Below are 22,903 nucleotides of genomic sequence, written 5' to 3' on the forward strand. Positions count from 1 at the left end.
CATATTTTGAGTGAATTGAATTGGCGAGAAGAAGTTGAAAAACGGAAAATGGACTTATTACTGGACACACAAAACTTATTGAAAATAAAAAGTGTACTTGATGAAGAACATCCGACAGAGGAGGCCCCATTCGGTAAAGGGGTGAAGGAAGCGCTTGATTTCATGCTTCAATTAGGCGAAAAAGACGGTTTTACTGTGAAAAATGTCGATAATGTCGCTGGTCACATCGAAATGGGTGAAGGCGAGGAGTTAATCGGGATATTATGCCATGTCGACGTGGTACCTGAGGGAGATGGCTGGAGTTCGGATCCGTTTGGCGCTGAAATCCGCAATGGCCGCATATATGCTCGTGGGGCAATCGATGATAAAGGGCCGACGATGGCTGCCTATCATGCGATGAAGCTGGTCCGGGAGCTGGGAGAACCTTTGAACAAACGTGTGAGGATGATCATTGGAACCGATGAAGAATCGAACTGGCGCTGCGTTGACCGGTACTTTGAAGTGGAGGAAATGCCTTCGATCGGCTTCGCACCAGATGCTGACTTCCCGATCATCAGTGCGGAAAAAGGAATCTGGGATTTCTCGGTTATCCACCCTGCCGATGCAGGAAATGGCACGAACTCAGACGTGAATGTCATCGAATTTTCTTCAGGTCGAAGGACTAATATGGTACCGGATTTTGCTACGGCTATTGTGGAGGCGGCCAATCCTGCTGAAGTGGCGGCAAACTATCAGGATTATCTGCAAAAATACTCGTTGGGGGGCCAAGCCGTTCCGCAAAAAAATCAAGTGCTGCTTGAAATGAATGGTATCTCGGCACACGCGATGGAACCGAAAAATGGAAGAAATGCAGGCCTGCATTTAGCCGTATTTTTAGCTGATCTCACTCTTGATCCGCATGCGAAAGCCTACTTCACTTTCATTAAGGATCGTTTGTTTGAAGATTCCCGCGGAAATAATTTAGGTGTCGCTTATTCGGATGAGCAAACAGGAGAATTGACGGTCAATGCCGGCGTTTTCAATTATTCTAAACAAGGTGACAGCTCGATCGGTTTCAGTATGCGTTATCCGGTCACGTTTGAGTGGGAACAGCAAAAGGCGGCTTTGGAAGAAAGGCTTGCGGCATATAATTTGAAAGTGAAGACCAATTCGCATTCAACTCCACATTATGTGGACAGTGAAAGCTTCTTGATTAAGACGTTGCAGGACGTTTATGAAGCGGAGACAGGTGATAAAGCCGAGCTTCTTTCGATTGGCGGCGGCACATACGCCCGGTCATTGAAAGAAGGCGTTGCATTTGGCCCGCTTTTCCCTGGCAGCGAAGACATTGCACATCAGAAAGATGAATATATTGATATTGAAGATATGCTTAAGGCTACGTCCATTTATGCACGTGCCATTCATGAATTGGCTAAATAAGAGGCAAAGAGGGAGAAAGACATGGGAAAAATCATTTTTAACGGCGACCTTAAAAGCAGGTCCGAAGTAAAGGTAGATATTGAAGACCGGGGATACCAATTCGGTGATGGCGTCTATGAAGTCATCCGGGTTTATAATGGCAAATTATTTGCGGGGGACATGCATCTGAACCGGCTGATCGACAGTGCGAAGTTGATACAGATGAAAGTTCCCTTTACCATAGCGGAAATCAAAACCCGCATGAAAGAGCTGATCGCTGAAGATCAACTGAAGGACGGTATCGTCTATATGCAGCTGACAAGGGGAGTGTCTACGCGTACACATTCTTTTCCAACTGCAGAGGTAGTGCCGGTCTTTGTTGCCTATACCAAGGAAATGCCTTATACAGGCAAAATGAAGCCAGGGGTCAATGCTGTTACCACCGAGGATATACGTTGGCTGCGCTGTAATATCAAGAGTTTAAATCTACTGGGTAATATAATGGCTAAACAGCAAGCGGTGGAATCCGGTTGTGATGAAGCGATCCAGCATCGGGATGGTACGGTGACGGAGGGAAGTTCGTCAAATGTCTCAATCGTTGTGGATGGTCAACTTAAAACGCATCCGGCCACAAACTTGATCCTGAATGGAATTACCCGTCAGGTGATGCTGAAGCTTTGCGCTGATCATGGGATTCCCTATGTCGAAGAAGCCTTCACGGTCGAGGACATGATGGCAGCCGATGAAGTCCTTTATACAAGCACTAGTGTCGAAGTGACACCAATCATTAATATCGATGGCCAATCGATTGCAGCCGGGGAACCCGGTCCGATAACTCAAAGACTGCAGAAACTGTTTTCCGAGGAAATCGAGAAGCAATGCGGTTCCATTAAATAGTAAAATGCCCCTTTGCCACTATTGGCAAGGGGTTTTTATTATCTGTATAGTCGGAAGCGAGTTGGCCTTCCCCGAATCCAATTACATCCATATGCAATCCTCCCTTTTGACATTTTCAAAAACCAGGAATATACTTGCTAATAACCTAAAAAGTTTACCTATTGCAACAATTTGAGTTGCGTGTAAAAAGGAGTAGAAATAGCTATGTCCGATGTGTTGCATCAATCTTCTTCGAGAGGAATAAAAAAACTGCTTCCCTATCTAGGGCCTGCCTTCATAGCAGCTGTGGCCTATATTGACCCGGGGAATTATGCGACCAATATTACAGCCGGATCTAAATATGGCTATACGTTATTGTGGGTTATCTTCGCCTCCAATTTAATGGCTGTGCTAATCCAATCGCTATCAGCTAAATTGGGGATAGCCACTGGAAAGAACCTTCCGGAGCTATGCAGGGAAAAGTTTTCGAAAAAAACATCTTTCTTATTATGGATTCAGGCCGAAGCCGTTATAATGGCAACCGACCTAGCTGAATTCATAGGAGCGGCACTAGGGATTTATTTACTATTTGACTTACCGTTAATCACATCGGCAATTATTGCCGCGATTGGTTCCTTTGCCATTCTGGAAATCCAGCGCAGAGGTTATCGGACATTCGAAGCCCTGATCACGGTCATGATATTTGTCGTTGTGATAGCTTTTGGCGCTCAAGTCTTTTATGCAAAACCTGACACTTCAGCTGTTGTTTTAGGACTCTTCACTCCAAAATTCGAGGGAGTGGACAGTATTTTACTATCGGCCGGTATGCTTGGAGCCACCGTTATGCCACATGCGATATACCTTCATTCCTCTTTGACTCAAAGAAGGATAGTCGGAGTAAACGATTTGGAAAGAAAAAGGATTTATCGTTTTGAGCTAATTGACATTGTCATCGCCATGTTGATTGCAGGTGCGATCAATGCAGCCATGGTCATAGTTTCAGCTGCCCTATTTCATAAGAATGGAGCACTAGTGGAGGACTTGGATGTTGCCTATCAACAATTCGGGGCCATGCTTGGACCATCAGTCGCGATGTTCTTCGGAATAGGATTATTATTTGCCGGTTTATCCAGCTCATCCGTTGGTGTAATGACAGGTGATGTTGTCATGCAAGGATTCATTAAAAGACATATACCGATTTATTTAAGAAGGGTCATTACCACCGTCCCGCCCCTGCTCATAATATTATGGGGAGTGAATCCATCCAAAGCACTTGTGATGAGCCAAGTTGTACTCTCGTTTGGCATCGCGTTTGCCTTAGTGCCATTGATCATGTTTACAAGCAATAAAAAAATCATGGGCAGCCTGGTCAACCATAAAATCACCTCGAGCATCGCTTGGCTTATAGCTGTACTTATCATTGGACTGAACTTGTTCCTGCTTTACGAAACACTGTTCAGCTAAAGAAGAAATGGCAGGGAAGGACCGATTTTTGGTCCTTTTTTGCTGTATTTTCCGTTAATCGGCCAAGACCGAAAAAATACGCCCCGGACCTGCATATTATCCGTCAGGGGCGTCGCTCATAGCATGGTGGATTGGGAATATTCCTGTGGAGGGAATAATTATTAGGGAGCCCAAGAAAAGGTATATGCAATGGGATTTATGGTAAAATTAAAGGGAAAACAGGAAGGAATGTAAGTGACCATGAATACTCATTTTTTCTTTGCTTTAGTATTGCCTGATGATATTAAGGCATATTTAAATGCTGTTACGGAACAACTAAAGCCAGACTTTCCATTTAAGAAATGGCTGCATCCAGCCGATTATCATATTACGATGGCATTTTTGGGCAATGCTCCCGATACATTGAAAGAGGATGCTTTGGGGCGTGTGGAAAGCGAGCTTTCCAATGAGGCCTCATTCGGCTTGGAACTCGGCGATATCGGAGGGTTTGGCAAGAGTGAGAGTCCAAGGATTCTATGGGCAGGCGTCAAGCAGCAAGAAAGGCTTTTTGCCATTCAAAGGAAAGTCTATAATTCTTGCATCGAAGCGGGTTTTGAACTTGATAAAAAGCCGTTTAAGCCTCATATTACGCTGGCAAGAAAATTCGAGGGGGATAGTCCCTTTTCGTTGGAGAGCGTTCGCCAGATGGGGGATTTGCAGGATAAGCATTTTGAAGCAGATCAGGTTGCGTTATATCAAACACATCTTGGAGCTTCCCCTTCATACGAGAAGATTTTCACGATAAACCTTCAAAAATAGAGAGATGGGTGGTGGTCGAATGGCACAGCTCATAAAGATGCAGGATTATATTTCCCGGTATGAGCAGGATATTTATCGTTATCCAACACAATTTGCACGGTTGAAAAAACAGCAATGGGATAAATTGAAGGCTGCTTATAATGCGGGCGAGCTAGATCGGTTGTATAGCGAACAAACTGAAAGTGAAAACCAGGTCAAATTTGATCCGCCTCAGGAAGATTCAATGGGCCTGTTTAAAAAGATGAAAGGCATATTCCGCCGGACAGGTAAACAGGAGTCAGAAGCAGAAGAACTGCAGATACCGAACCAGATGGAAGATTCTAATGTTTTTTCATTAAGATTTCCGTTCCGACCGGACAGTCTGGATGAATTAAAGCAAAATTTTTTAAATCAATTGCTTCGTTTTCAAATGAAATGGGGGAGTTCGACGCTTCGTGAAAAGTCATTTGTGGACCAATCATTCTTTTTGGATGAGAGGCTCCGCTTTTTTCTGCAGCGTTTTCCGGATACGTTTCTCGTATTATATAAACCTATCTTTCTTTTGAAAAATGCGCCTGTTGAAGCCGAAGTCATTTTATTGACCCCTGTTGATGCTTGGTGCATCACTTTTCTGGAAGCGGAAGAAGACGCTGCTTTCATCGGTTCAAGTGAACGATTCTGGGTCCGCAGGCATCATAAGCATCCTGATAAAAAAGTGCTCAACCCTTTGCTTGGTGCAAATCGGATGACGAACATCGTCTCCCAGTTATTTGAGCTATATGAAGTGAACATGCCGATTAAAAAGGTGATTTTATCCCGGAATGGATATGTCGATTATCCCGAAGCCCCCTATGATATTACGATATTGGATAAACGGACCTTCCCGGAGTGGTTTGAAAGGATGCGGGCTATATCGTCTCCTCTTAAGGCACAGCAGTTAAAAGGGGCACAGGCTTTGCTTGAATATTGCCAAACTACATCCAGCCTGCGACCTGAATGGGAAGCCGGTTATAACCAAACGGAAGGAAATCAGCATGCCGCACCTTAAAGAAACGATGTATTTCATTGTCAATCCAATGGCTGGAAATGGAGAGAGTTTGAAGGTTTGGAAAAAAGCCGAGAAAATACTGAAATCAAAAGCTGTTCCCCATGAGGTGTTTTTTACACGGGAAAAGGGGCATGCGCTAAGATTGACGAAGGAGATTCTATCAGGGACGAATCATGATACCCGATTGATCGCGATCGGGGGAGATGGCACGATTAATGAAGTGATAAATGGCGCCATTGGTTTCCCCCACGCTATCATTGGCTCCCTTGCGGCTGGATCCGGCAATGATTATGTAAGGGGCATTCAAAAAACCGAGAGTGTGGAAGAAGCTCTTTCTTTATTTCAGGATAATGCCTTTAGTGCCATTGATATTGGACAGTTCGAGACGAATGGCAAGATGGGTTATTTCGTGAACAGCCTGGGAATGGGCATTGATGCTGAAATTTCCGATGAAGCGGACCGTTCCCCACTGAAAAAATGGTTTAATTTTGTCAGAGCGGGTAAATTAATTTATCTGTTCATTTTTATAAAAAAGATATTTACTTACAAGCCCAGTTGCATGGAATTGATCATTGATGGAGACCGGCATCTTTTGAAAAAGGTTTGGTTCATCGTTATTGCGAACCAGCCCTATTTTGGCGGTGGGATGAAAATTTCACCGATGTCGAAGCTGGATGATGGCAAGTTGAACGTGATTGCGGTCCATGATATTCCTTTGGTGAAATTATTGACCGTCTTCATCACCGTTTTATGGGGCGGTCACCTAAACATAAAAAATGTTGATTCTTTTTCTGGTAAAATGATAAAAATGAAGAATGAAGGGTCAGTAAAAATCCAGTCTGATGGGGAAATTGTTGGCAGGAACGAAGTAGCTGCAGCGGTTCTGAAAGAGAATTTGCGCGTCTTGTTTCAGGGAGATAACCCTTACAAAAATATGAAATGATTTATTTGTTTTTGTTTTATGCGTATAATCGTTTTATAGTACTTGACGAAGAAACCGTTTTTCAACTAAAATTTAATTTATGGCTATTGTTTAATTGCTCAATAGCTATTTTTTTATTTCTCTAAATGAGGATGTTTTTAATTGCGGGTATCATCCCGATGCAAGTATATATGCAGCTTCGCCAGCAGGCGGATTTTTTATAAAACATGGACTCAAAGTAGTGGTAATACATACACTAGGTGAACGTACCCACATTTGTATGATTAAGCGAGGAAATCGAAGGTGAACCAGTTGGAACATTTATTAGGTCAGGAGTGGGATATATCCCCTGCTGGAGGAGCTACGGGAGAAGCCTTTATTGCCGAGAAAGAGGGGCAGAAGCTCTTCCTTAAACGAAATTCATCGCCATTTTTAGCTGTTCTTTCAGCTGAGGGCATTGTTCCAAAGTTAATGTGGACAAAACGCCTGGAAAATGGGGATGTAATTACGGCCCAGCATTGGATGGAAGGCAGGGAGCTATCTCAGCAGGAAATGAACAATATAAGAGTCGCAAAGCTGCTTCAAAAAATTCATCAATCCGATCCTTTGTTAAGCATGCTCAAAAGGCTTGGGAAATCCCCTTTACGACCTGAAAGTATACTTACAGACATAGAAACCGGGTTATCTTCGGATGTTACGGACATTCCGATTATCAAGCAGGCCATCCATTTTTTACAGAACAATCTCCTGTTGATTGAATGCGACGAAAAAGTCGTCTGTCATTGTGATGTGAACCACAATAATTGGCTCATGACCGAAACGGACGGTTTGTTCCTGATTGATTGGGACGGAGCGGTCATAGGCGATCCGGCCATTGACCTCGGCATACTCCTGTATTCATATGTCCCAAGGGAAGAATGGAATCAATGGCTTGCCCGTTACGGCAAGAAGCTTGACGCAGGCCTGGAGATGAGGATGAAATGGCATACGGTTTCACAACTTGTCCTTTCCATCCAATGGCATCATCGTAGAAAGCGGTACGAGGAAAGAAATGAATTACTGCAAAAACTGGAAGCGTTATTGATGGTCAGCTGATCAGAATTGATCTATATCATCCACCCACTGGGACAGGTCGTTCTGGTGGGTTGAAATATGGGCATCTAAATCGGCGGTACCGATGCCCGTCTGACTGTACTCGTAAATCTCCGTCAGTATCGTTTTCACATTGCTGTCAATTTCCATATTGATCATTAAGGATTTGACGAGCCTTTCAACCTGTTCACATTCAGAAACGGATCCGCAGCAGTCTGTTTGATGGTTGGTCAATATATCTTTCAATAGTGACATTTGATGTTCATGGGAAAGCGGCATATAATACCTCTCCTTTCTTAAACATGGATTCAAGGGATTCCCAGGTGGTTCTCGCCTGCCCTTCACTTATTTATGGTGTGTTTTGCTGAAAGTTTTATACATGAAAACTACAGAGACTGTCGCCTGGATGGCCGGCAGTTTTTTTATTTGAAGAGTGGTGTTTCCTGTAAAAATCAACTTGCAGGAATCCATGCACTCGTGTTATGGTTTGAACGATTATATTATAAATAGGGGTGTCATCATGCGTTTAAGAAATAAACCTTGGGCTGAAGACCGTTTGAATGATTTTCCACAATATGTAATTCAGCAGCCAGTGAGCCATAAAGGTAAATGGCATGAAGTTTTCGGAAACGATAATCCGTTATATATTGAAGTGGGTACGGGAAAAGGCCGTTTCATCACAGAAATGGCAAAAGCCCATCCTGATGTGAATTTCATTGGAATTGAAGTATATGGAAGCGTCATTGTAGCCGCATTGGACTTGCTGATCGAAGCGGATGTTCCCAATCTAAAGCTGTTGAATGTTGACGCAGCGAATTTAGGGGACTATTTTGCAAAAGGCGACGTCGATCGCGTCTACTTGAATTTCTCTGATCCATGGCCGAAATCACGTCATGCAAAACGTCGTTTAACGTATAAGACCTTCCTCGAAGTATATGAAGGCATCCTGCCAGACAAAGGCGAGATTCACTTCAAGACGGATAACCAAGGGTTATTCGAATCTTCCTTGAAAAGTATTTCCGAATACGGCATGCTCTTGAAATATGTAAGCCTTGATTTGCATAACAGCAGTTTTGAAGGTAACATCATGACTGAATATGAAGAAAAGTTCTCGAGTAAAGGCAACCGGATATACCGATTGGAAGCAATGTTCCAATAATCATCGATCGAAACCAGGTGCACAGCATCTGGTTTTTTTCTTTGTTTATGATTCACGGGGATGCCTTGATTGTTATCAATTTCAATATATGGAAGTGGGTGTTAAACTAAAGGTAGAGGAGGGGTAAAATGGAAACGATGCAAATAGGGGAAATTAAATTAACGTGGTTGAATGGCGGTGTGACACACTTGGATGGCGGTGCGATGTTCGGTGTTGTACCGAAACCGCTTTGGTCCAAGAAGCATCCTGTTAACGAAAATAACCAAATCGAGTTACGTACGGATCCGATTTTGGTGCAGGCTAATGGATTGAACATGCTTATAGATTCCGGTATTGGCAATGGAAAGATGAATGACAAGCAGAAACGGAATTTTGGGGTGACGGAGGAATCCAATCTTGTCGAAGATCTTGGCAGACTTGGGATTCAGCCAAATGATATCGATTACATTTTAATGACCCATCTACATTTCGATCATGCCTGCGGATTGACGAAACGTGAAGGAGAAACTTGGGTACCTGTTTTCGAGCGTGCAGAAATCATCACGACCAAAACTGAATGGGCGGAAATGAAAAACCCGAATATTCGTTCAAAAAGTACATATTGGGCAGAAAACTGGGAGGCTGTCGCTTCTCTGGTACGTCCTTTTGAAGGTGAGCAGGAAATTACGGACGGCATTAAAATGATCCATACCGGGGGGCATAGTGATGGACATGCGATCATCATCATTGAAGATGGAGGGGATAGATTGATTCACATGGCAGATATCATGCCGACGCACGCGCATGCGAATGTCCTCTGGGTCCTTGCTTATGATGATTATCCCATGACTTCCATCGAGGCGAAGGAAAAGTGGATGAAATCCGGACTGGAAAATGGGTCCTGGTATAGCTTTTACCATGATGCCCAATACTGTGCCATCAAATGGGATGTAACGGGTAAGGAGATAATAGCCGAATTGAAACGGAAGCGTTAAGAAGGAAAGCAAAAAGGAGGACGTCATCTTGACGGTCCTCCTTATTTTTGTTTCAATCATGTTGTGCATTAAGCTCCAATATCGTTCCTGTTGAGGCATCTGCAACAAATTCGAATTGCTCGCGTATACCCTCTGTATTCCTGGTGATCCCGCCTTTGTACACTTCATAGTCCAAATCGTTTTTTGTATAGTTCTCCGGCTTCATCAAGATCCATGAGCCATATATATTTCCATCCTTTTTGACTGTTTCCTTCACTTGGGCCAAGACTTTATCGGGAGAAGGTTTACTTGATTGATCCAATAGTTGTTTTGTTGCATAGCCTGCAGCGAACCCGGCTGCAGTACCTAGTAAAAACGTTTTCCAATTCATTGATTTCTCCTCCATTGCATTTTATAAAATCACTTCTTCTAGTATACAGAAGAACGCTTTATTTGACTAATAATTTGAAATTTTACCCATAAACTGATAAATTAGAACTTTCTAGTGTAACACGATGCTAAGTTCTGTAAAATAGAAAGAAACAATACATAGTTAGGGGTAGAAAAATGAATCATGAGACTTTGGAGCTTTTTAAAACATTGACGGAATTACCGGGAGCCTCGGGAAATGAACATGCAGTTCGGAGTTTCATGAAGAGTGAGTTGGAAAAGTATTCCGATGAAATCGTCCAAGATCGCCTTGGCGGAATATTTGGCCTGAAAAGAGGCAATGAGGATGGGCCGACAGTACTGGTTGCCGGGCACATGGATGAAGTGGGATTCATGGTCACCTCCGTAACGGAAAATGGAATGATTCGCTTTCAGACCCTGGGAGGCTGGTGGAGTCAAGTGCTTTTGGCCCAAAGAGTCGAGATCATAACCGATAACGGTCCGGTCATTGGTGTCATCGGTTCGATTCCGCCCCACTTGCTTGATGAATCGCAACGCTCAAAACCAATGGATATTAAAAATATGCTGATTGATATCGGGGCGGATGATAAGGAAGATGTGAAGAGAATCGGTATTAAGCCTGGTCAGCAGATTGTACCGATTTGTCCATTCACGCCGATGGCCAATGAGAAGAAAATCCTCGCAAAAGCGTGGGATAATCGTTATGGCTGCGGACTTGCGATTGAATTGTTAAAAGATTTAAAAGGTGAAACGTTACCGAATGTCTTATATTCCGGGGCAACCGTCCAGGAGGAAGTGGGATTACGGGGTGCGCAAACTGCAGCCCATATGATCAAACCGGATCTTTTCTTTGCTTTGGATGCAAGTCCGGCGAACGATATGTCCGGCAGTAAAAGTGAATTTGGCCAGCTGGGAAAAGGGGCACTGCTCCGCATTTTTGATCGTTCGATGGTTACGCATCGCGGCATGAGGGAATTCATCCTTGATACGGCCGAGTCGAATGAGATTCCGTATCAATATTTCGTTTCCCAGGGCGGTACGGATGCAGGGCAAGTCCATATTGCAAACGAAGGCATTCCAAGCGGGGTGATTGGCATTTGTTCCCGCTATATCCATACACATGCATCCATGATTCATATTGATGATTATGCCGCTGCACGTGAACTGATTGGGAAATTGGTTCGTTCCTGTGATAAAACGACATTCGAGACCTTGATAAAAAACGGTTGATGGAGGAAGCTGAAATGGAAAGGGATGCTGTCATGATCCTTTTCCATCAGCTTTTTTTACATAGAAGGAAGGTAATTATATTGAAAATAGCAGTAGGCAGTAAGAATCCGGCGAAAGTAAGTGCCGTGCTTGGTGTATATGAAGATGCTGAAATCATTTCGCTTCAAGTGGAGAGCGGGGTCCCGGAACAGCCTTTTTCAGACGAGGAAACGATGGAGGGGGCAATTACTCGTGCCCGGAATTGCTTGATTCACAGTGATGCCGATATGGGTATCGGACTTGAAGGCGGTGTCGTGAAAATGGGACAAGCGCTGTTTCTGTGTAATTGGGGTGCAATGGCCACGAGGGACGGTGAGGTCTTTGTAGCTGCAGGAGCGAGAATCCCTGTTCCGGGAATTGTTGCCGGGAAGTTGCTGGACGGTGAAGAGTTGGGCCCCGTGATGGACGCCTTCACAAAGCAAGAGAATATTAGCAAAAAGGAAGGGGCAATAGGCGTATTTACAAATGAGCGGATCACCAGGGGCGAAATGTTCCTTCATATCATGAGGATGCTAGCCGGTCAACACGAATATAAGCGGAAAATGAAAAAGCGGGATTTTTGAATCACTGTCATGGAAAGGCGGGCTTCGATTTGGAAACGAACACTGCCAAAACAGAGCAGAATAAGACAGGGTTTTAATGAGCGGCCTTGCTAATATAGTGATAAGGGGTGAGCGGATATGGGGTGGGTTGAATCAATCCAAAAGGCCATCGACTATATCGAAGAGCACTTATTGGAGGACCTGACAATCGAGAGCATTTCCAGGCAGGCGAATGCCTCAGCTTTTCATTTTCAACGGACTTTCACCATTTTAACGGATATATCAATTGGTGAATATATCCGGCGTCGAAGACTGACCTTAGCTGCCCAGGAGATTTCATCCACAAATGGTAAGGTCATTGATTTAGCCTACAAGTACGGCTATGACACCCCCGAGGCATTCTCAAAAGCTTTTCGAAGGCAGCATGGGGTATCTCCAAGCGAAGCTCGAAAGTATATGGGGAAGCTGAAATTTTATGAACGCCTGATGATACAGGTCATTCTGAAAGGGGCTAAACCGATGAAATACAATATCCTTGAAAGGGATTCCTTTCAATTGATTGGAATCAAGCAAGAGTTTTCCTTGGTTAATGAAGAGAATTTGATAGGGATTCCAAAGTTGTGGGAGAAAGTCAATTCGAATGGAACAGGAGATAGGTTAGCGAAGTTGAACAATGGCCAAATAGATGGCTTGCTTGGTGTATGTGTCGATAAGCGGGCTGTAGGAAAAAATGAAACGATGGATTATTGGATAGGTGCAGAGTATGCCGGGAAAGTGCCTGAAGAGTTTTCAGCCCTTATGATACCGGCTTCCAAGTGGGTTGTATTTGAAGTTCACGGACCTATGCCTGATGCCATGCAACAAGCTTGGAAGCGGATTTTTTCCGAATGGTTCCCAACCAGCGGTCATGAACATGCCGGAACCCCTGAATTGGAAGTATACGCGAATGACGATGCTTCAAACCCTGACTATTACTCCGAAATTTGGATTCCGATTAAAAAGGGATAGTGTTCAACCATAAAAATTCATTCGTTTTTCGCTTGCAGGGAGTTAGGCATCTAATTTCCCCCTGCAAGCTTTTTATCATTTCCTGCCAGAAGACTCCCTCTTCAAGTGAGTGAAGGGAGAGAGCCCAACGGTAAAGAGGAAATGAATGGGAGTTGGCATAAGCCAAAGTAAATCGTACGTTCGATGGTCAGTCCTTTATACTTGTGCTGGATTTACAGCCCTTCTTCAAATATATAAGAAAGCACCTTCATGGCTTGGTTCACGGATTCGACAGTGACACTCGCCTTTTCCGATAATTCCTTTAAGGCATGGTGATGGGATTCCGGGCGAATCAAAATAAGCGGTTTTCCCAAGGAAACGGCGGTGCTTGCGTCCATGGCAGTATTCCATTGCTTATATTTCTCGCCAAACAAAGCGACGACAAGATCGGCTTTTTTCATCAAAAGACTTGTCCGCAAATTATTGACTTGGGAAGCGGCTGCATCCTTCAGGATAGGATTTGGCTGTTCCCCGAGGATATCTTCACCGATATTATCGGAGCGTTCATGATTTTCCATCGGGCCGACGAATTCTAATGGAAGCTTCAGTGCAGCGGCCTTATCTCTCAACTCACTTCTCCAATTTGTATGGATTTCCCCAGCAAGATACACGGTTAACTTCATTGTTTTCCTCCTCGATATTAAAATTGCTTTCATTGTACCATGTTTTTTAGAAAATGGATGAATTCCATAAATAAGGATAATATTATCCATAAGGTAATAAAAGAGACGGCTGGAGGAATGACGATGGCTTTATCGAAAAAGAATTTCCTTGTTATCTTGTTGATAAGCAGTTTGATCGTGGGCTGCTCAGGGATCGAGAGACAAACCGAAAAAGCAATGAAGGCTGCTGAAGTGGCTTTTCGTGACGATGAAAAACAGCCCAATCAAGAGGCAGGGCTAATTCAAGTCTATCTGCCAAAGGATTTTAAAGTAGTGGAAGAACATGATAATAATTTGATTTTACAAAAAGGGGATAAGATTTATATATTATTTGTCAATCCAAATGAAAAAGAAGACAGCTCCGTGTTATATTTGGCGATAAAGGAACAAGAGGATCAGTTTGAAGTGCTGCATTCTTTTCAAACTGATGATAAATTCGGCTTTATTTCGATCAAAGAGATACCGAAAGAAAAGTATGAGCTTGCAGTGGGGATCGGCGGGGTGAAGCTGACAACCGAAACGAAAAAAGACCAATTAAAAACCGATGCAAAACAAATGATGGAAATTGTTTCATCCGTGCCCCAGAAATAAGATGACCCTGCCTTTCAACCGATCCGTATTAATGGTTGATTCGCGGAGAGTCTGGTATGATGGGATTATAAAAACTAAGGTGTCATTTAGAGCAGGAGGAATATTCAAATGGAAAATTTACAAACCGTTGAACAATATGATGTATTGAAAAATGAAGGCAAACATATCTTTCTTTTTTCAGCAACATGGTGTGGAGATTGCCGTGTAATCGAACCGATAATGCCGGAGATTGAAACGAAATTTCCTGACTTTACATTCATTTATGTGGACCGTGATGAATTCATCGATGTGTGTGCGGCAAATGATGTATTCGGTATACCAAGTTTCATCGCCTATGATAATGGTAAAGAGTTAGGCAGATTCGTGAGCAAGGATCGTAAAACGCAAGAACAAATTGAGGAATTCATTCAATCACTATAATCAAAATCCCCTTCTCGCTGGGGATTTTTCAATGAAGAGGAGGGTCAGTCATGAAAATGGACAGCACGAAGCTGAAAAATATCTTGAAGGAACGTTTAAAAGATGAGGGTCGGACATTCAAATTCGATAGCAAGCAAGATACGTTACGGGTGGAAAATGTGAAGACCGGGAAGGGAATCACCATCGAATTGCCTCCTGTACTTGCTAACTATGAAAACGTACAGGAAAAGGCGATCGATGAAATTATTTATTACGTGGAAGAGGCCCTGAATGTGATGGGGGAAGAACACAGCATGGAAGGCAAGGAGAAATTCATTTTCCCAGTCATCCGCTCGACCTCCTTTCCTATGGAATCGGAAGAAGGAAATCCATTTTTATTCGATGAGCATACAGCTGAAACCCGGATTTTTTATGCCCTTGATTTAGGTAAAACCTACCGTCTTATAGATGAAAAGATGATTCAACGTGAAAATTGGCAGGGTGACAGGATCCGTGAAATTGCCCTTTTTAATGCCCGTTCCCTTTCCACTGAAATGAAGTCGGATATCGTTGCAGGTAATGCATTTTATTTTTTGAACACGAATGATGGATATGATGCCAGCAGGATCCTGAATGAATCATGGCTTCGGGAAATGAAGGACAAGGTCGAGGGGACCATGGCTGTGGCCATTCCCCATCAGGATGTCATCATCATTGCCGATGTGAAGAATGATACGGGCTATGATATTCTGGCGCAAATGGCGATGAGCTTCTTTGCCAGCGGTCATGTTCCGATAACGGCTCTATCATTCCTTTACGAAGAAAATGAGCTGGAGCCCATCTTCATTATGGGTAAAAACAAAAAGCGTGAACAATAATATATTGAATCACAAAAGGACCGTGTCAGCATCTGGCAGCGGTCCTTTTAAAGTTTGATAGAGTATATGACTCTTGGAGTTGATATTTATTTTTTAATCGGCGATAATATAATTGAAATATTTTGAAAATATGGAATAAAACAATAGAACAAGCGGATGAACGCTGCGGAAGAGTGCAAAGCATTGAGCCACCGAAGGAGTAAGTTCCAAAAGTATCCCTTGGAAAAACACTCTGTCCGTTTTAGCGTCCAATATAATAATGGGTTGATTGCAATTTTTTTAAATTGAACAGAAGCGCCTTTTGCTCAGTAAACGTAAATGCAGTTCCGGCAATATAAAAAAGATTTTCATTGGTTTTCCGGAGGTAGTTATGCCGATTATAAGAAATATTGAATTATTCTTTCCAGAGGATAGACAGGCAAATTTAATCTTTTATAGGGAAACAAGATGTATCGCTTCTTTATACAGTCGTTTGCTTCCAGAATTCAAAACGGATGAATATAAGGGAATACTGATTAATTGTGTATCAGGCTTGGACATAATAAACAAATTAGACGCTGGTTCGTTTATTATGTTTAATCATAAATCTGTTTTCGCTGAGATTAATATGAAAGAGTTTTTATCTTTGCCTACGGACCAAAGGAAAAAAGAATATACACTTGAAGTTATGCAAAAACCTTTAGAACAAGTAGCTAAGGAACTTAATCTTGATATTGGCCATTTTAAGGCCATCCATCAAAAAATAATAAACCTGGGCTTTGCGAACAAGTGGATTTATGCGAAGAAAAGCAGCCCTAACAGAAAATATTCTTGCAGTATTGTCTGTGAACAAGAAGTTTCTTATATAGATGTGTTTCTCGAAATCAAAAAGAGAAACGGTGAAGTTATAGGAAGAGAACGGATCATGAGAGAAACCGATACCGATGAACAGCATCTTTTCAGTAAATTAGGAAAAATAGGCTGGACACACAATCATAAAGTTTCATTTTCAGATCCAGATTATAAAACTAAATTTGTAGTCACCTTCTTAGAAAAGAAAGAATCCGAGAACTTATATTGGAAATATGAACAGCAAATATTCCAATAGAATCCTTTTTAGTATTACCCGGAATATCCGGTGCGGTAGTTTAAGCAACTAAGTAACGACCTGTAAGCAGGGTCCTTTACTATTACACTGTTTATCCACAATGATATTCAACGGGGCATGATGTATAAATGCTATACAGGGGCCACGAAAGGCATACCTGACAAAGGGGGAGAATTATCGTGAACGTGAAAAGCAAATTAATGGACATGCTGGAGGCCCGAAAAGGGGAAATGGTTCAAATCCGCCGTCACTTACACGAGAATCCGGAACTATCCTTCAAAGAAGAGAAAACGACACAATATATCATTGATTTTTATAAGGGGAAAGATGTCTCGATACAAACGAATATAGGAAATGGATTAGGGATCATCGTAACGATCGAAGGCGGAAAACCTGGGAAAACGATAGGTCTCCGTGCGGATTTCGATGCATTGCCGATTACGGAAGAAGCGGAGGTCCCGTTCCGTTCAAAAAATGAAGGTGTCATGCATGCCTGCGGACACGATGGGCATACCGCTTATTTATTAGTACTGGCAGACTGCATCAATGAGCTGAAAGATTCCCTATCAGGTACAATCAAAATAATCCATCAACATGCAGAAGAGACACCCCCAGGAGGAGCAAAAAGCATTATGGAATCAGGGGCTTTGGATGAACTGGATGCTGTTTTTGGAATCCACTTATTTCCGTCGCATCCAGCAGGGGTTGTCGGGTATCGCGGCGGCTATTCGATGGCTGGACGGACCTATTTCAAACTGGCGATAAAGGGTGTGGGCGGCCATGGTTCCTCCCCGCATATGGCTAATGATGCCATTGTGGCAGGGGCCCATTTCGTGACAGCCGTACAAACCGTAATCAGCCGTCGCTTGAACCCATTTGATATGGGTGTAGTCACAATCGGGTCCTTCGATGGAAAAGGAAGCTTTAATGTCATTAAAGATCGTATAGAAATCGAAGGGGATGTCCGTTATATGACAGCGAAAACCCAACAGCTGATCGATAAGGAAATCCACCGAATCGTCAAAGGGATAGAAACGGAATTCGATGTTCAGTGCGAACTTACATATGTCCCCGATTACCCTCCGTTATATAATGACCCTGAACTGACTGGATTCGTGAAAAAAAGCCTGGAAAGCATGAATGATAAAGATATTAAAAAGGTTGTGGAATTTCCGGTTTTCTCAGGTTCAGAAGATTTTTCGTATTATGCAGAAAAGATACCAGGCTGCTTCTTTTACATTGGCTGTAAACCGAAAGGGGTGGAGAAGGCATATTTCAATCACCATCCTAAATTCGACATTGATGAAGATGCCCTTTTGATCGCTTCCAAATCAGTGGCGCAGGTTGTTTGCAGTTTTTATGAATGGAAATAGTCCCTTTGGTCCTTGTTTGCAAAAAAAACGGAGAAACCCACAAAACACCGTTCGGTATTAACGAACGGTGTTTTATGGGTTGTGAAAGGTATTTGGATGCTGCCGGAGGTTTCATGAAGGATGATGCAATGAATAGGCCAGTCTGCTTTCAAGTCAGCATGAAAACTTAATCTCTTTGTAAACGCGATTTAACAGCTGTGTTTTATTTAAATAGTAGACTAGGGGCTAATGTTATTTCGCGATGATAGGTTTAAACTCATTTCAGAAGGGGTTTAATAGGGTAGGAGTTCTGCGAAATACGTTAAGTTGGTAAGAATGCGATAAAAAAAAGATACTAATCCCAATTTAGCTTAAATTTTCTCGATATTTTTAAAATAACTGGTAGAATTAGTTACATAACTACAGATGTAGAAAGAGTGATAGTTTTGAAATGGCTAAATAAGATGAAAAAATGGTTCCAAGCAGAGGAAATTATTGAAATCGAAGAAATTATTATAGATGAACCGCTTGATGAAGAGACATTAAGGAAAATGGATTTTTCGAAGCTTTCGAAGTCAAAGAAAGAAGAAATAAAGGTTTATAATCAAAAAGTGGAAAAAATGTCACAGACGCCAGACCCGGATACGAAAATCCTGTTTCAATATCCAAAAGGCCAGTTCAAGTTTCCGCTCATTCCAGACCGGGAGCAGAATAAAAGAAAGCCTAGGGAAAGAAACAGGGAGGACAATGAACCTAAACAGGGGAAGAATGTGCCCAAAGAAACACCGAGAAGGCCTGTAAGGGATCCTGAACCAAAACGGAGAAGCTTCGACAGGGAGGAAACTTCAAAAATAGTCCCGTCAAATACTCCATTCCGCCCAACGGAAATCCCTTCACCCATTTACGGGTTCCGTCGTCCGGAAAAAAAAGTAGTCCCTTCTGAAGAAATTGTCGAATATGAATTGGAAAGCAAAATGCCCATCCTAAAAAAAGAAGAACCCGATATCGAGATTCCGGTATCGATCCCTGAAATCTCAAAAGGTGCGTCACATGAGGCAATGACGGTAGAACCCGCCATTCTTATACCGGAACAAGCGGAAGAAAAAAAGGAAGATTCGGAGATACCCGCTTTCTTTCGAAGAAATCCCATTGAGTCACTGCCAGAAGAAGCAGTAAGCGAGCCTAACATTATTGAGCCTGAGGTAGAAAAAGAGGCTATTGAACAGGACCAAGTCGATTTTGGACGCGAAGTCGCTGTATCCATCATGGAACAGGCGGACGACACTCCGCCTGAAGCGATATCGGTTCCTGGGGAGGTTGCTGTACAATCAAATCAACCATTAAGTCAAGAAACAATGCCTGAAAGGGACCCATCTGAGGCAATACCTGAAGTGCAGCCTAAACGTCCGAAAAAACATATCCCATTTAATGTGATGATGCTTAAGCAAGATCGGGAAAAAAATGGCTTCATGAATAGAATGATGCCGGAAAAAAAAAGCCTTAATTCGGAAAGGGCAGTAGTTTCACCTGACAAACGACCTATGGATGACGCTGCCCAAACGGAGGCAGGACAAGCGGAACCATCCGCCATTCCCGAACGGAAACCGGAGGAAAGCAGAGTTATGCCGAAAGAGGAGACTCCGGACATTACACCTGCCTTTTTGGACACCGAAACCGCCGCCGTGCCTGAAAATACAGTTGAATCCAATATTGGTTCCGACCCTAAGCGGCTTCTTGAACAGGAATCCCCCATTTCTGGAGATGGGTATCAAGAAGCAGTTTATACAGAGACAGCGGAAAGTGGCCAAGGCGATGCCCCGGAAGTTTTTGGCTCCGTGGAAGCGGATGATAATCCATACTATGTGTTTCCGAATATCGAATTGCTGACACCTCCCACTTATGCTGTGCATGATGATGAGTGGCTCGAGGAACAGACATTATTACTTGATCAGACATTGAAAAATTTCAATGTCCGTGCAAAGGTCGTCAATGTCACTCAAGGACCGGCAGTAACTCGTTTCGAGGTGCATCCGGAGCCGGGAGTGAAGGTGAATAAAGTGACGAACCTGATGGATGACATCAAATTAAGCCTTGCTGCTCAGGATATGAGGATGGAAGCGCCCATTCCGGGTAAACATACAATCGGCATCGAGATTCCGAACAGGAAAAGCAAACCGGTATTTTTGCGTGAGGTTTTGGAAAGTACTGAGTTTCAAGAGCATGAATCACCGCTTGCCGTGGCATTAGGACTCGATATATCCGGTCAGCCGATTATCACGGATTTGAGAAAGATGCCGCATGGATTGATAGCCGGGCAAACTGGATCGGGGAAAAGTGTCTGTATCAACACCATGCTGGTCAGCTTGCTATATAAAGCGACGCCGCAGGAGTTGAAGTTACTATTGATCGATCCGAAAATGGTCGAGCTCGCCCCATATAACCGGATCCCGCATTTGGTCAGTCCAGTCATAACCGATGTAAAAGCCGCTACGGCTGCGTTGAAATGGGCTGTAGAGGAGATGGAACGACGTTATGAATTGTTTGTACATGCGGGTGTACGTGATATCACCCGCTTTAATGAACAAGCGGAAAAAGCCGGTCAATATTCAAGCAAGCTGCCTTATATCCTGGTGATCATCGATGAGCTTGCGGATCTAATGATGATGTCCCCGGCTGATGTAGAGGAAGCGATTTGCCGGATTGCTCAAAAGGCCCGTGCCTGCGGCATCCATTTGATTGTAGCCACTCAAAGACCTTCAGTCGATGTCATAACTGGATTGATCAAGGCAAATATCCCGACAAGGATCGCTTTTTCGGTTTCTTCACAAGTCGACTCCCGTACAATCATCGATAGCGGCGGTGCAGAAAAACTATTGGGAAGAGGGGATATGTTATTCGCTGAAAACGGCTCTTCAAAAACGGTGCGCCTGCAAGGGACTTTCGTGAGTGATGAAGAAATCGATCAAGTGGTCAACCATGTTAAACTGGAGCAGCAGCCGAAATACCTGTTTGAACAGGAAGACTTGCTGAACAGGGCCCAGGTCACGGAAGAAGCGGATGAACTGTTTTTCGAGGCTTGTGAATTTGTCGTGAGCCAGCAGGCCGCATCTGCATCGAGCGTCCAAAGGCGCTTCCGTGTCGGATATAACCGTGCAGCGCGTCTAATAGAAATGATGGAGCAACATGGAGTCGTTTCCGAATCCAGGGGCTCAAGGCCAAGGGATGTATTGATTACGGAAGAAGAACTGGAATTTTTACATGTTAATTAAGAGAACCTAATAAAAGGAAATTGTATATAATGTGAAAGGGTGAAAACCCTTTTTTATCCCCTTAATTGAGGGAAAAACCAATGATTTGATAAATTGGCATCTGCCTGACATGGATGAATGAATAAAAAAGTGATATAATAGATTTTTGTTGATGAATGATTGAAAATAAAAGCTTGAAAAACCTATGAAGAAATTGCGTTACTAACAAGTCTCGTAATGGAAAAACAAATAAAAGATGACGTCATATACTGTCATACAGGTAGACGATTGGTGGAGGTTCGCTTTATGACTGCTTACCATTTTGTGGGAATTAAAGGGTCGGGTATGAGTGCTCTTGCACAAATACTGCATGATATGAATATTGAAGTGCAGGGTTCCGATTACGAAAAAGAATTTTTTACACAATTGGCATTAGAAAAAGCCGGGATTAAAATCCTTCCTTTCAACGAGGAAAATATTCAACCTGGAATGACCATCATTGCAGGAAATGCGTTTCCGGATAGTCATCCGGAAATCGTAAAGGCAAAAGAACTTGATTTGCCGATTATCCGTTATCACCGTTTCCTAGGTGATTTCATGAAAAACTTCATTAGCGTGGCGGTTACGGGAGCGCATGGTAAAACATCGACGACCGGCTTACTTGCCCATGTAATGGGGGGCGCTAAACCGACATCCTTCTTGATTGGGGATGGAACGGGTAAAGGGATCGTGAATTCTGATTACTTCGTATTCGAAGCATGTGAATATCGCCGTCATTTCCTTTCCTATTATCCGGATTATGCAATCATGACGAATATCGATTTTGATCATCCTGATTATTACGCCAATGTCGAAGACGTGTTCGAGGCTTTCCAAACGATGGCCCTTCAAGTCAACAAAGGCATCATAGCGTGCGGGGATGATGAGCATTTACCACATATTCAGGCGAAAGTACCGGTTATTTTTTACGGATTTGCAGAAGGAAATGATTTTCAAGCGAAAAATGTTTCCGTCACTCCGGATGGCACGACTTTTGATGTGCATGTAAGGAACAATTACTATGATACATTCACAATTCCTACTTTTGGAAAGCATAATGTGTTGAATGCACTTGGTGTCATTGCACTTTGTAAATATGAAAACTTGGATACGGAAGCTGTGAAAGCCCAATTGCGGACTTTTGGCGGAGTTAAACGCCGGTTCTCCGAAAAGGAAATCGGAAGTCAGATCATCATTGATGATTATGCACACCATCCGACCGAGATCTCTGCAACTGTTGACTCGGCTCGACAAAAATATCCAGAGCGTGAAGTTGTTGCGGTTTTCCAGCCGCATACATTCTCGAGAACGCAGGCATTCCTGGATGAATTCGCCGACAGCTTGAATTTGGCCGACAAAGTATACTTATGTGAAATTTTTGGATCTGCTCGTGAACATCAAGGAAAGTTATCGATTGAAGACCTTCAAGATAAGATTCCAGGTGCCGAGCTGATTACGGAGAACACAACATCAATATTGCAAAACCATGATAACAGTGTCGTGTTATTCATGGGTGCGGGGGACATTCAAAAGTTCCAAGCAGCCTACGAGCATACACTGCAGGTAAAATAAAAAAACGACCGATCCGTTAGTATGAAGTGAACCCAAAAAGTTAGACACTTTATTTAATTAGGAAACCTTGAGGGCATGAACCCGGTAATCTACTGGGCTCATGCCTTTTAATTTCAC

Annotated in this window: 22 protein-coding genes; 19 read left to right on the top strand and 3 right to left on the bottom strand. The window is 43.1% G+C overall.

The window, feature by feature from the left end; genetic code table 11:
• Positions 1 to 6 precede the first annotated feature (6 nt).
• From pepV to ACIQ0C_RS25085, 7 genes are all read left to right on the top strand, one after another.
• Positions 7 to 1,419: a dipeptidase PepV gene (gene pepV, locus ACIQ0C_RS25055; protein WP_403065120.1), complete on the top strand. Its 1,413-nt coding sequence runs from the start codon at positions 7 to 9 to the stop codon at positions 1,417 to 1,419.
• A gap of 21 nt (positions 1,420 to 1,440) precedes the next feature.
• Positions 1,441 to 2,295, top strand: coding sequence for a D-amino-acid transaminase (gene dat / locus ACIQ0C_RS25060; RefSeq protein WP_403065123.1), 855 nt, complete (start codon positions 1,441 to 1,443; stop codon positions 2,293 to 2,295).
• Between the two features lie 204 nt (positions 2,296 to 2,499).
• Positions 2,500 to 3,738 (top strand): Nramp family divalent metal transporter, encoded by a 1,239-nt coding sequence (locus tag ACIQ0C_RS25065; protein WP_214770922.1) that lies wholly within the window; start codon positions 2,500 to 2,502, stop codon positions 3,736 to 3,738.
• A gap of 240 nt (positions 3,739 to 3,978) precedes the next feature.
• Complete coding sequence (gene thpR / locus ACIQ0C_RS25070) at positions 3,979 to 4,536, top strand: RNA 2',3'-cyclic phosphodiesterase (RefSeq protein WP_403065152.1); 558 nt, start codon at positions 3,979 to 3,981, stop codon at positions 4,534 to 4,536.
• Positions 4,537 to 4,555: 19 nt separating this feature from the next.
• Positions 4,556 to 5,563, top strand: a complete 1,008-nt coding sequence (locus ACIQ0C_RS25075; protein ID WP_403065127.1) for an NERD domain-containing protein — start codon at positions 4,556 to 4,558, stop codon at positions 5,561 to 5,563.
• On the top strand, positions 5,475 to 6,506 hold the full coding sequence (locus ACIQ0C_RS25080) for a diacylglycerol/lipid kinase family protein (protein WP_403065130.1): 1,032 nt from the start codon (positions 5,475 to 5,477) through the stop codon (positions 6,504 to 6,506). The genes ACIQ0C_RS25075 and ACIQ0C_RS25080 overlap by 89 nt, the downstream gene beginning before the upstream one ends.
• Positions 6,507 to 6,797: 291 nt before the next feature.
• Positions 6,798 to 7,580 (top strand): phosphotransferase family protein, encoded by a 783-nt coding sequence (locus ACIQ0C_RS25085; RefSeq protein ID WP_034311469.1) that lies wholly within the window; start codon positions 6,798 to 6,800, stop codon positions 7,578 to 7,580.
• Here ACIQ0C_RS25085 and ACIQ0C_RS25090 read toward each other — a convergent pair whose 3' ends face one another.
• Complete coding sequence (locus ACIQ0C_RS25090) at positions 7,581 to 7,856, bottom strand: YtzH-like family protein (RefSeq protein ID WP_034309293.1); 276 nt, start codon at positions 7,854 to 7,856, stop codon at positions 7,581 to 7,583.
• Positions 7,857 to 8,097: 241 nt separating this feature from the next.
• Between ACIQ0C_RS25090 and trmB the strand changes: the two genes are divergently transcribed.
• Both trmB and ACIQ0C_RS25100 read left to right on the top strand, forming a co-directional pair.
• Positions 8,098 to 8,736 carry a tRNA (guanosine(46)-N7)-methyltransferase TrmB gene (gene trmB / locus ACIQ0C_RS25095; protein ID WP_251539812.1) on the top strand — a complete coding sequence of 213 codons (639 nt, stop codon included), beginning with the start codon at positions 8,098 to 8,100 and terminating at the stop codon, positions 8,734 to 8,736.
• A 128-nt stretch (positions 8,737 to 8,864) separates the two neighbouring features.
• Complete coding sequence (locus ACIQ0C_RS25100) at positions 8,865 to 9,710, top strand: YtnP family quorum-quenching lactonase (RefSeq protein WP_402835354.1); 846 nt, start codon at positions 8,865 to 8,867, stop codon at positions 9,708 to 9,710.
• Between the two features lie 52 nt (positions 9,711 to 9,762).
• Here ACIQ0C_RS25100 and ACIQ0C_RS25105 read toward each other — a convergent pair whose 3' ends face one another.
• Positions 9,763 to 10,080 carry a hypothetical protein gene (locus ACIQ0C_RS25105; RefSeq protein WP_402835353.1) on the bottom strand — a complete coding sequence of 106 codons (318 nt, stop codon included), beginning with the start codon at positions 10,078 to 10,080 and terminating at the stop codon, positions 9,763 to 9,765.
• 176 nt (positions 10,081 to 10,256) lie between these two features.
• On the opposite strand from ACIQ0C_RS25105, the gene ACIQ0C_RS25110 reads away from it, so the two are divergent.
• From ACIQ0C_RS25110 to ACIQ0C_RS25120, 3 genes are all read left to right on the top strand, one after another.
• Positions 10,257 to 11,330, top strand: a complete 1,074-nt coding sequence (locus tag ACIQ0C_RS25110) for a M42 family metallopeptidase (protein WP_402835352.1) — start codon at positions 10,257 to 10,259, stop codon at positions 11,328 to 11,330.
• Between the two features lie 80 nt (positions 11,331 to 11,410).
• On the top strand, positions 11,411 to 11,932 hold the full coding sequence (locus tag ACIQ0C_RS25115; protein ID WP_403065155.1) for a DUF84 family protein: 522 nt from the start codon (positions 11,411 to 11,413) through the stop codon (positions 11,930 to 11,932).
• Positions 11,933 to 12,049: 117 nt separating this feature from the next.
• Positions 12,050 to 12,919: an AraC family transcriptional regulator gene (locus ACIQ0C_RS25120; protein ID WP_403065134.1), complete on the top strand. Its 870-nt coding sequence runs from the start codon at positions 12,050 to 12,052 to the stop codon at positions 12,917 to 12,919.
• A 212-nt stretch (positions 12,920 to 13,131) separates the two neighbouring features.
• Here ACIQ0C_RS25120 and ACIQ0C_RS25125 read toward each other — a convergent pair whose 3' ends face one another.
• Positions 13,132 to 13,581: a YtoQ family protein gene (locus tag ACIQ0C_RS25125; RefSeq protein WP_403065137.1), complete on the bottom strand. Its 450-nt coding sequence runs from the start codon at positions 13,579 to 13,581 to the stop codon at positions 13,132 to 13,134.
• Between the two features lie 123 nt (positions 13,582 to 13,704).
• On the opposite strand from ACIQ0C_RS25125, the gene ACIQ0C_RS25130 reads away from it, so the two are divergent.
• The 7 genes from ACIQ0C_RS25130 (at position 13,705) to murC (ending at position 22,786) form a co-directional block, all read left to right on the top strand.
• Positions 13,705 to 14,211, top strand: a complete 507-nt coding sequence (locus ACIQ0C_RS25130) for a hypothetical protein (RefSeq protein ID WP_403065140.1) — start codon at positions 13,705 to 13,707, stop codon at positions 14,209 to 14,211.
• Positions 14,212 to 14,319: 108 nt separating this feature from the next.
• The gene (locus ACIQ0C_RS25135) at positions 14,320 to 14,631 is read left to right on the top strand and encodes a thioredoxin family protein (protein ID WP_403065143.1); all 312 of its coding nucleotides are present in this window, start codon (positions 14,320 to 14,322) and stop codon (positions 14,629 to 14,631) included.
• 50 nt (positions 14,632 to 14,681) lie between these two features.
• Positions 14,682 to 15,488 (top strand): DUF1444 domain-containing protein, encoded by an 807-nt coding sequence (locus ACIQ0C_RS25140; RefSeq protein WP_034309261.1) that lies wholly within the window; start codon positions 14,682 to 14,684, stop codon positions 15,486 to 15,488.
• A 370-nt stretch (positions 15,489 to 15,858) separates the two neighbouring features.
• Positions 15,859 to 16,575 (top strand): hypothetical protein, encoded by a 717-nt coding sequence (locus ACIQ0C_RS25145; RefSeq protein WP_403065146.1) that lies wholly within the window; start codon positions 15,859 to 15,861, stop codon positions 16,573 to 16,575.
• 185 nt (positions 16,576 to 16,760) lie between these two features.
• A complete protein-coding gene (locus tag ACIQ0C_RS25150) occupies positions 16,761 to 17,948 on the top strand; it encodes an amidohydrolase (RefSeq protein WP_403065158.1) in 1,188 nt (395 codons plus the stop codon).
• A 425-nt stretch (positions 17,949 to 18,373) separates the two neighbouring features.
• Positions 18,374 to 21,196, top strand: a complete 2,823-nt coding sequence (locus tag ACIQ0C_RS25155; protein WP_483878369.1) for a DNA translocase FtsK — start codon at positions 18,374 to 18,376, stop codon at positions 21,194 to 21,196.
• A gap of 285 nt (positions 21,197 to 21,481) precedes the next feature.
• Positions 21,482 to 22,786 (top strand): UDP-N-acetylmuramate--L-alanine ligase, encoded by a 1,305-nt coding sequence (gene murC, locus ACIQ0C_RS25160; RefSeq protein ID WP_403065149.1) that lies wholly within the window; start codon positions 21,482 to 21,484, stop codon positions 22,784 to 22,786.
• Positions 22,787 to 22,903: the final 117 nt, after the last annotated feature.

It is taken from the genome of Peribacillus sp. NPDC096448 (assembly GCF_044762675.1).
GTDB classification, from domain to species: domain Bacteria; phylum Bacillota; class Bacilli; order Bacillales; family DSM-1321; genus Peribacillus; species Peribacillus frigoritolerans_B.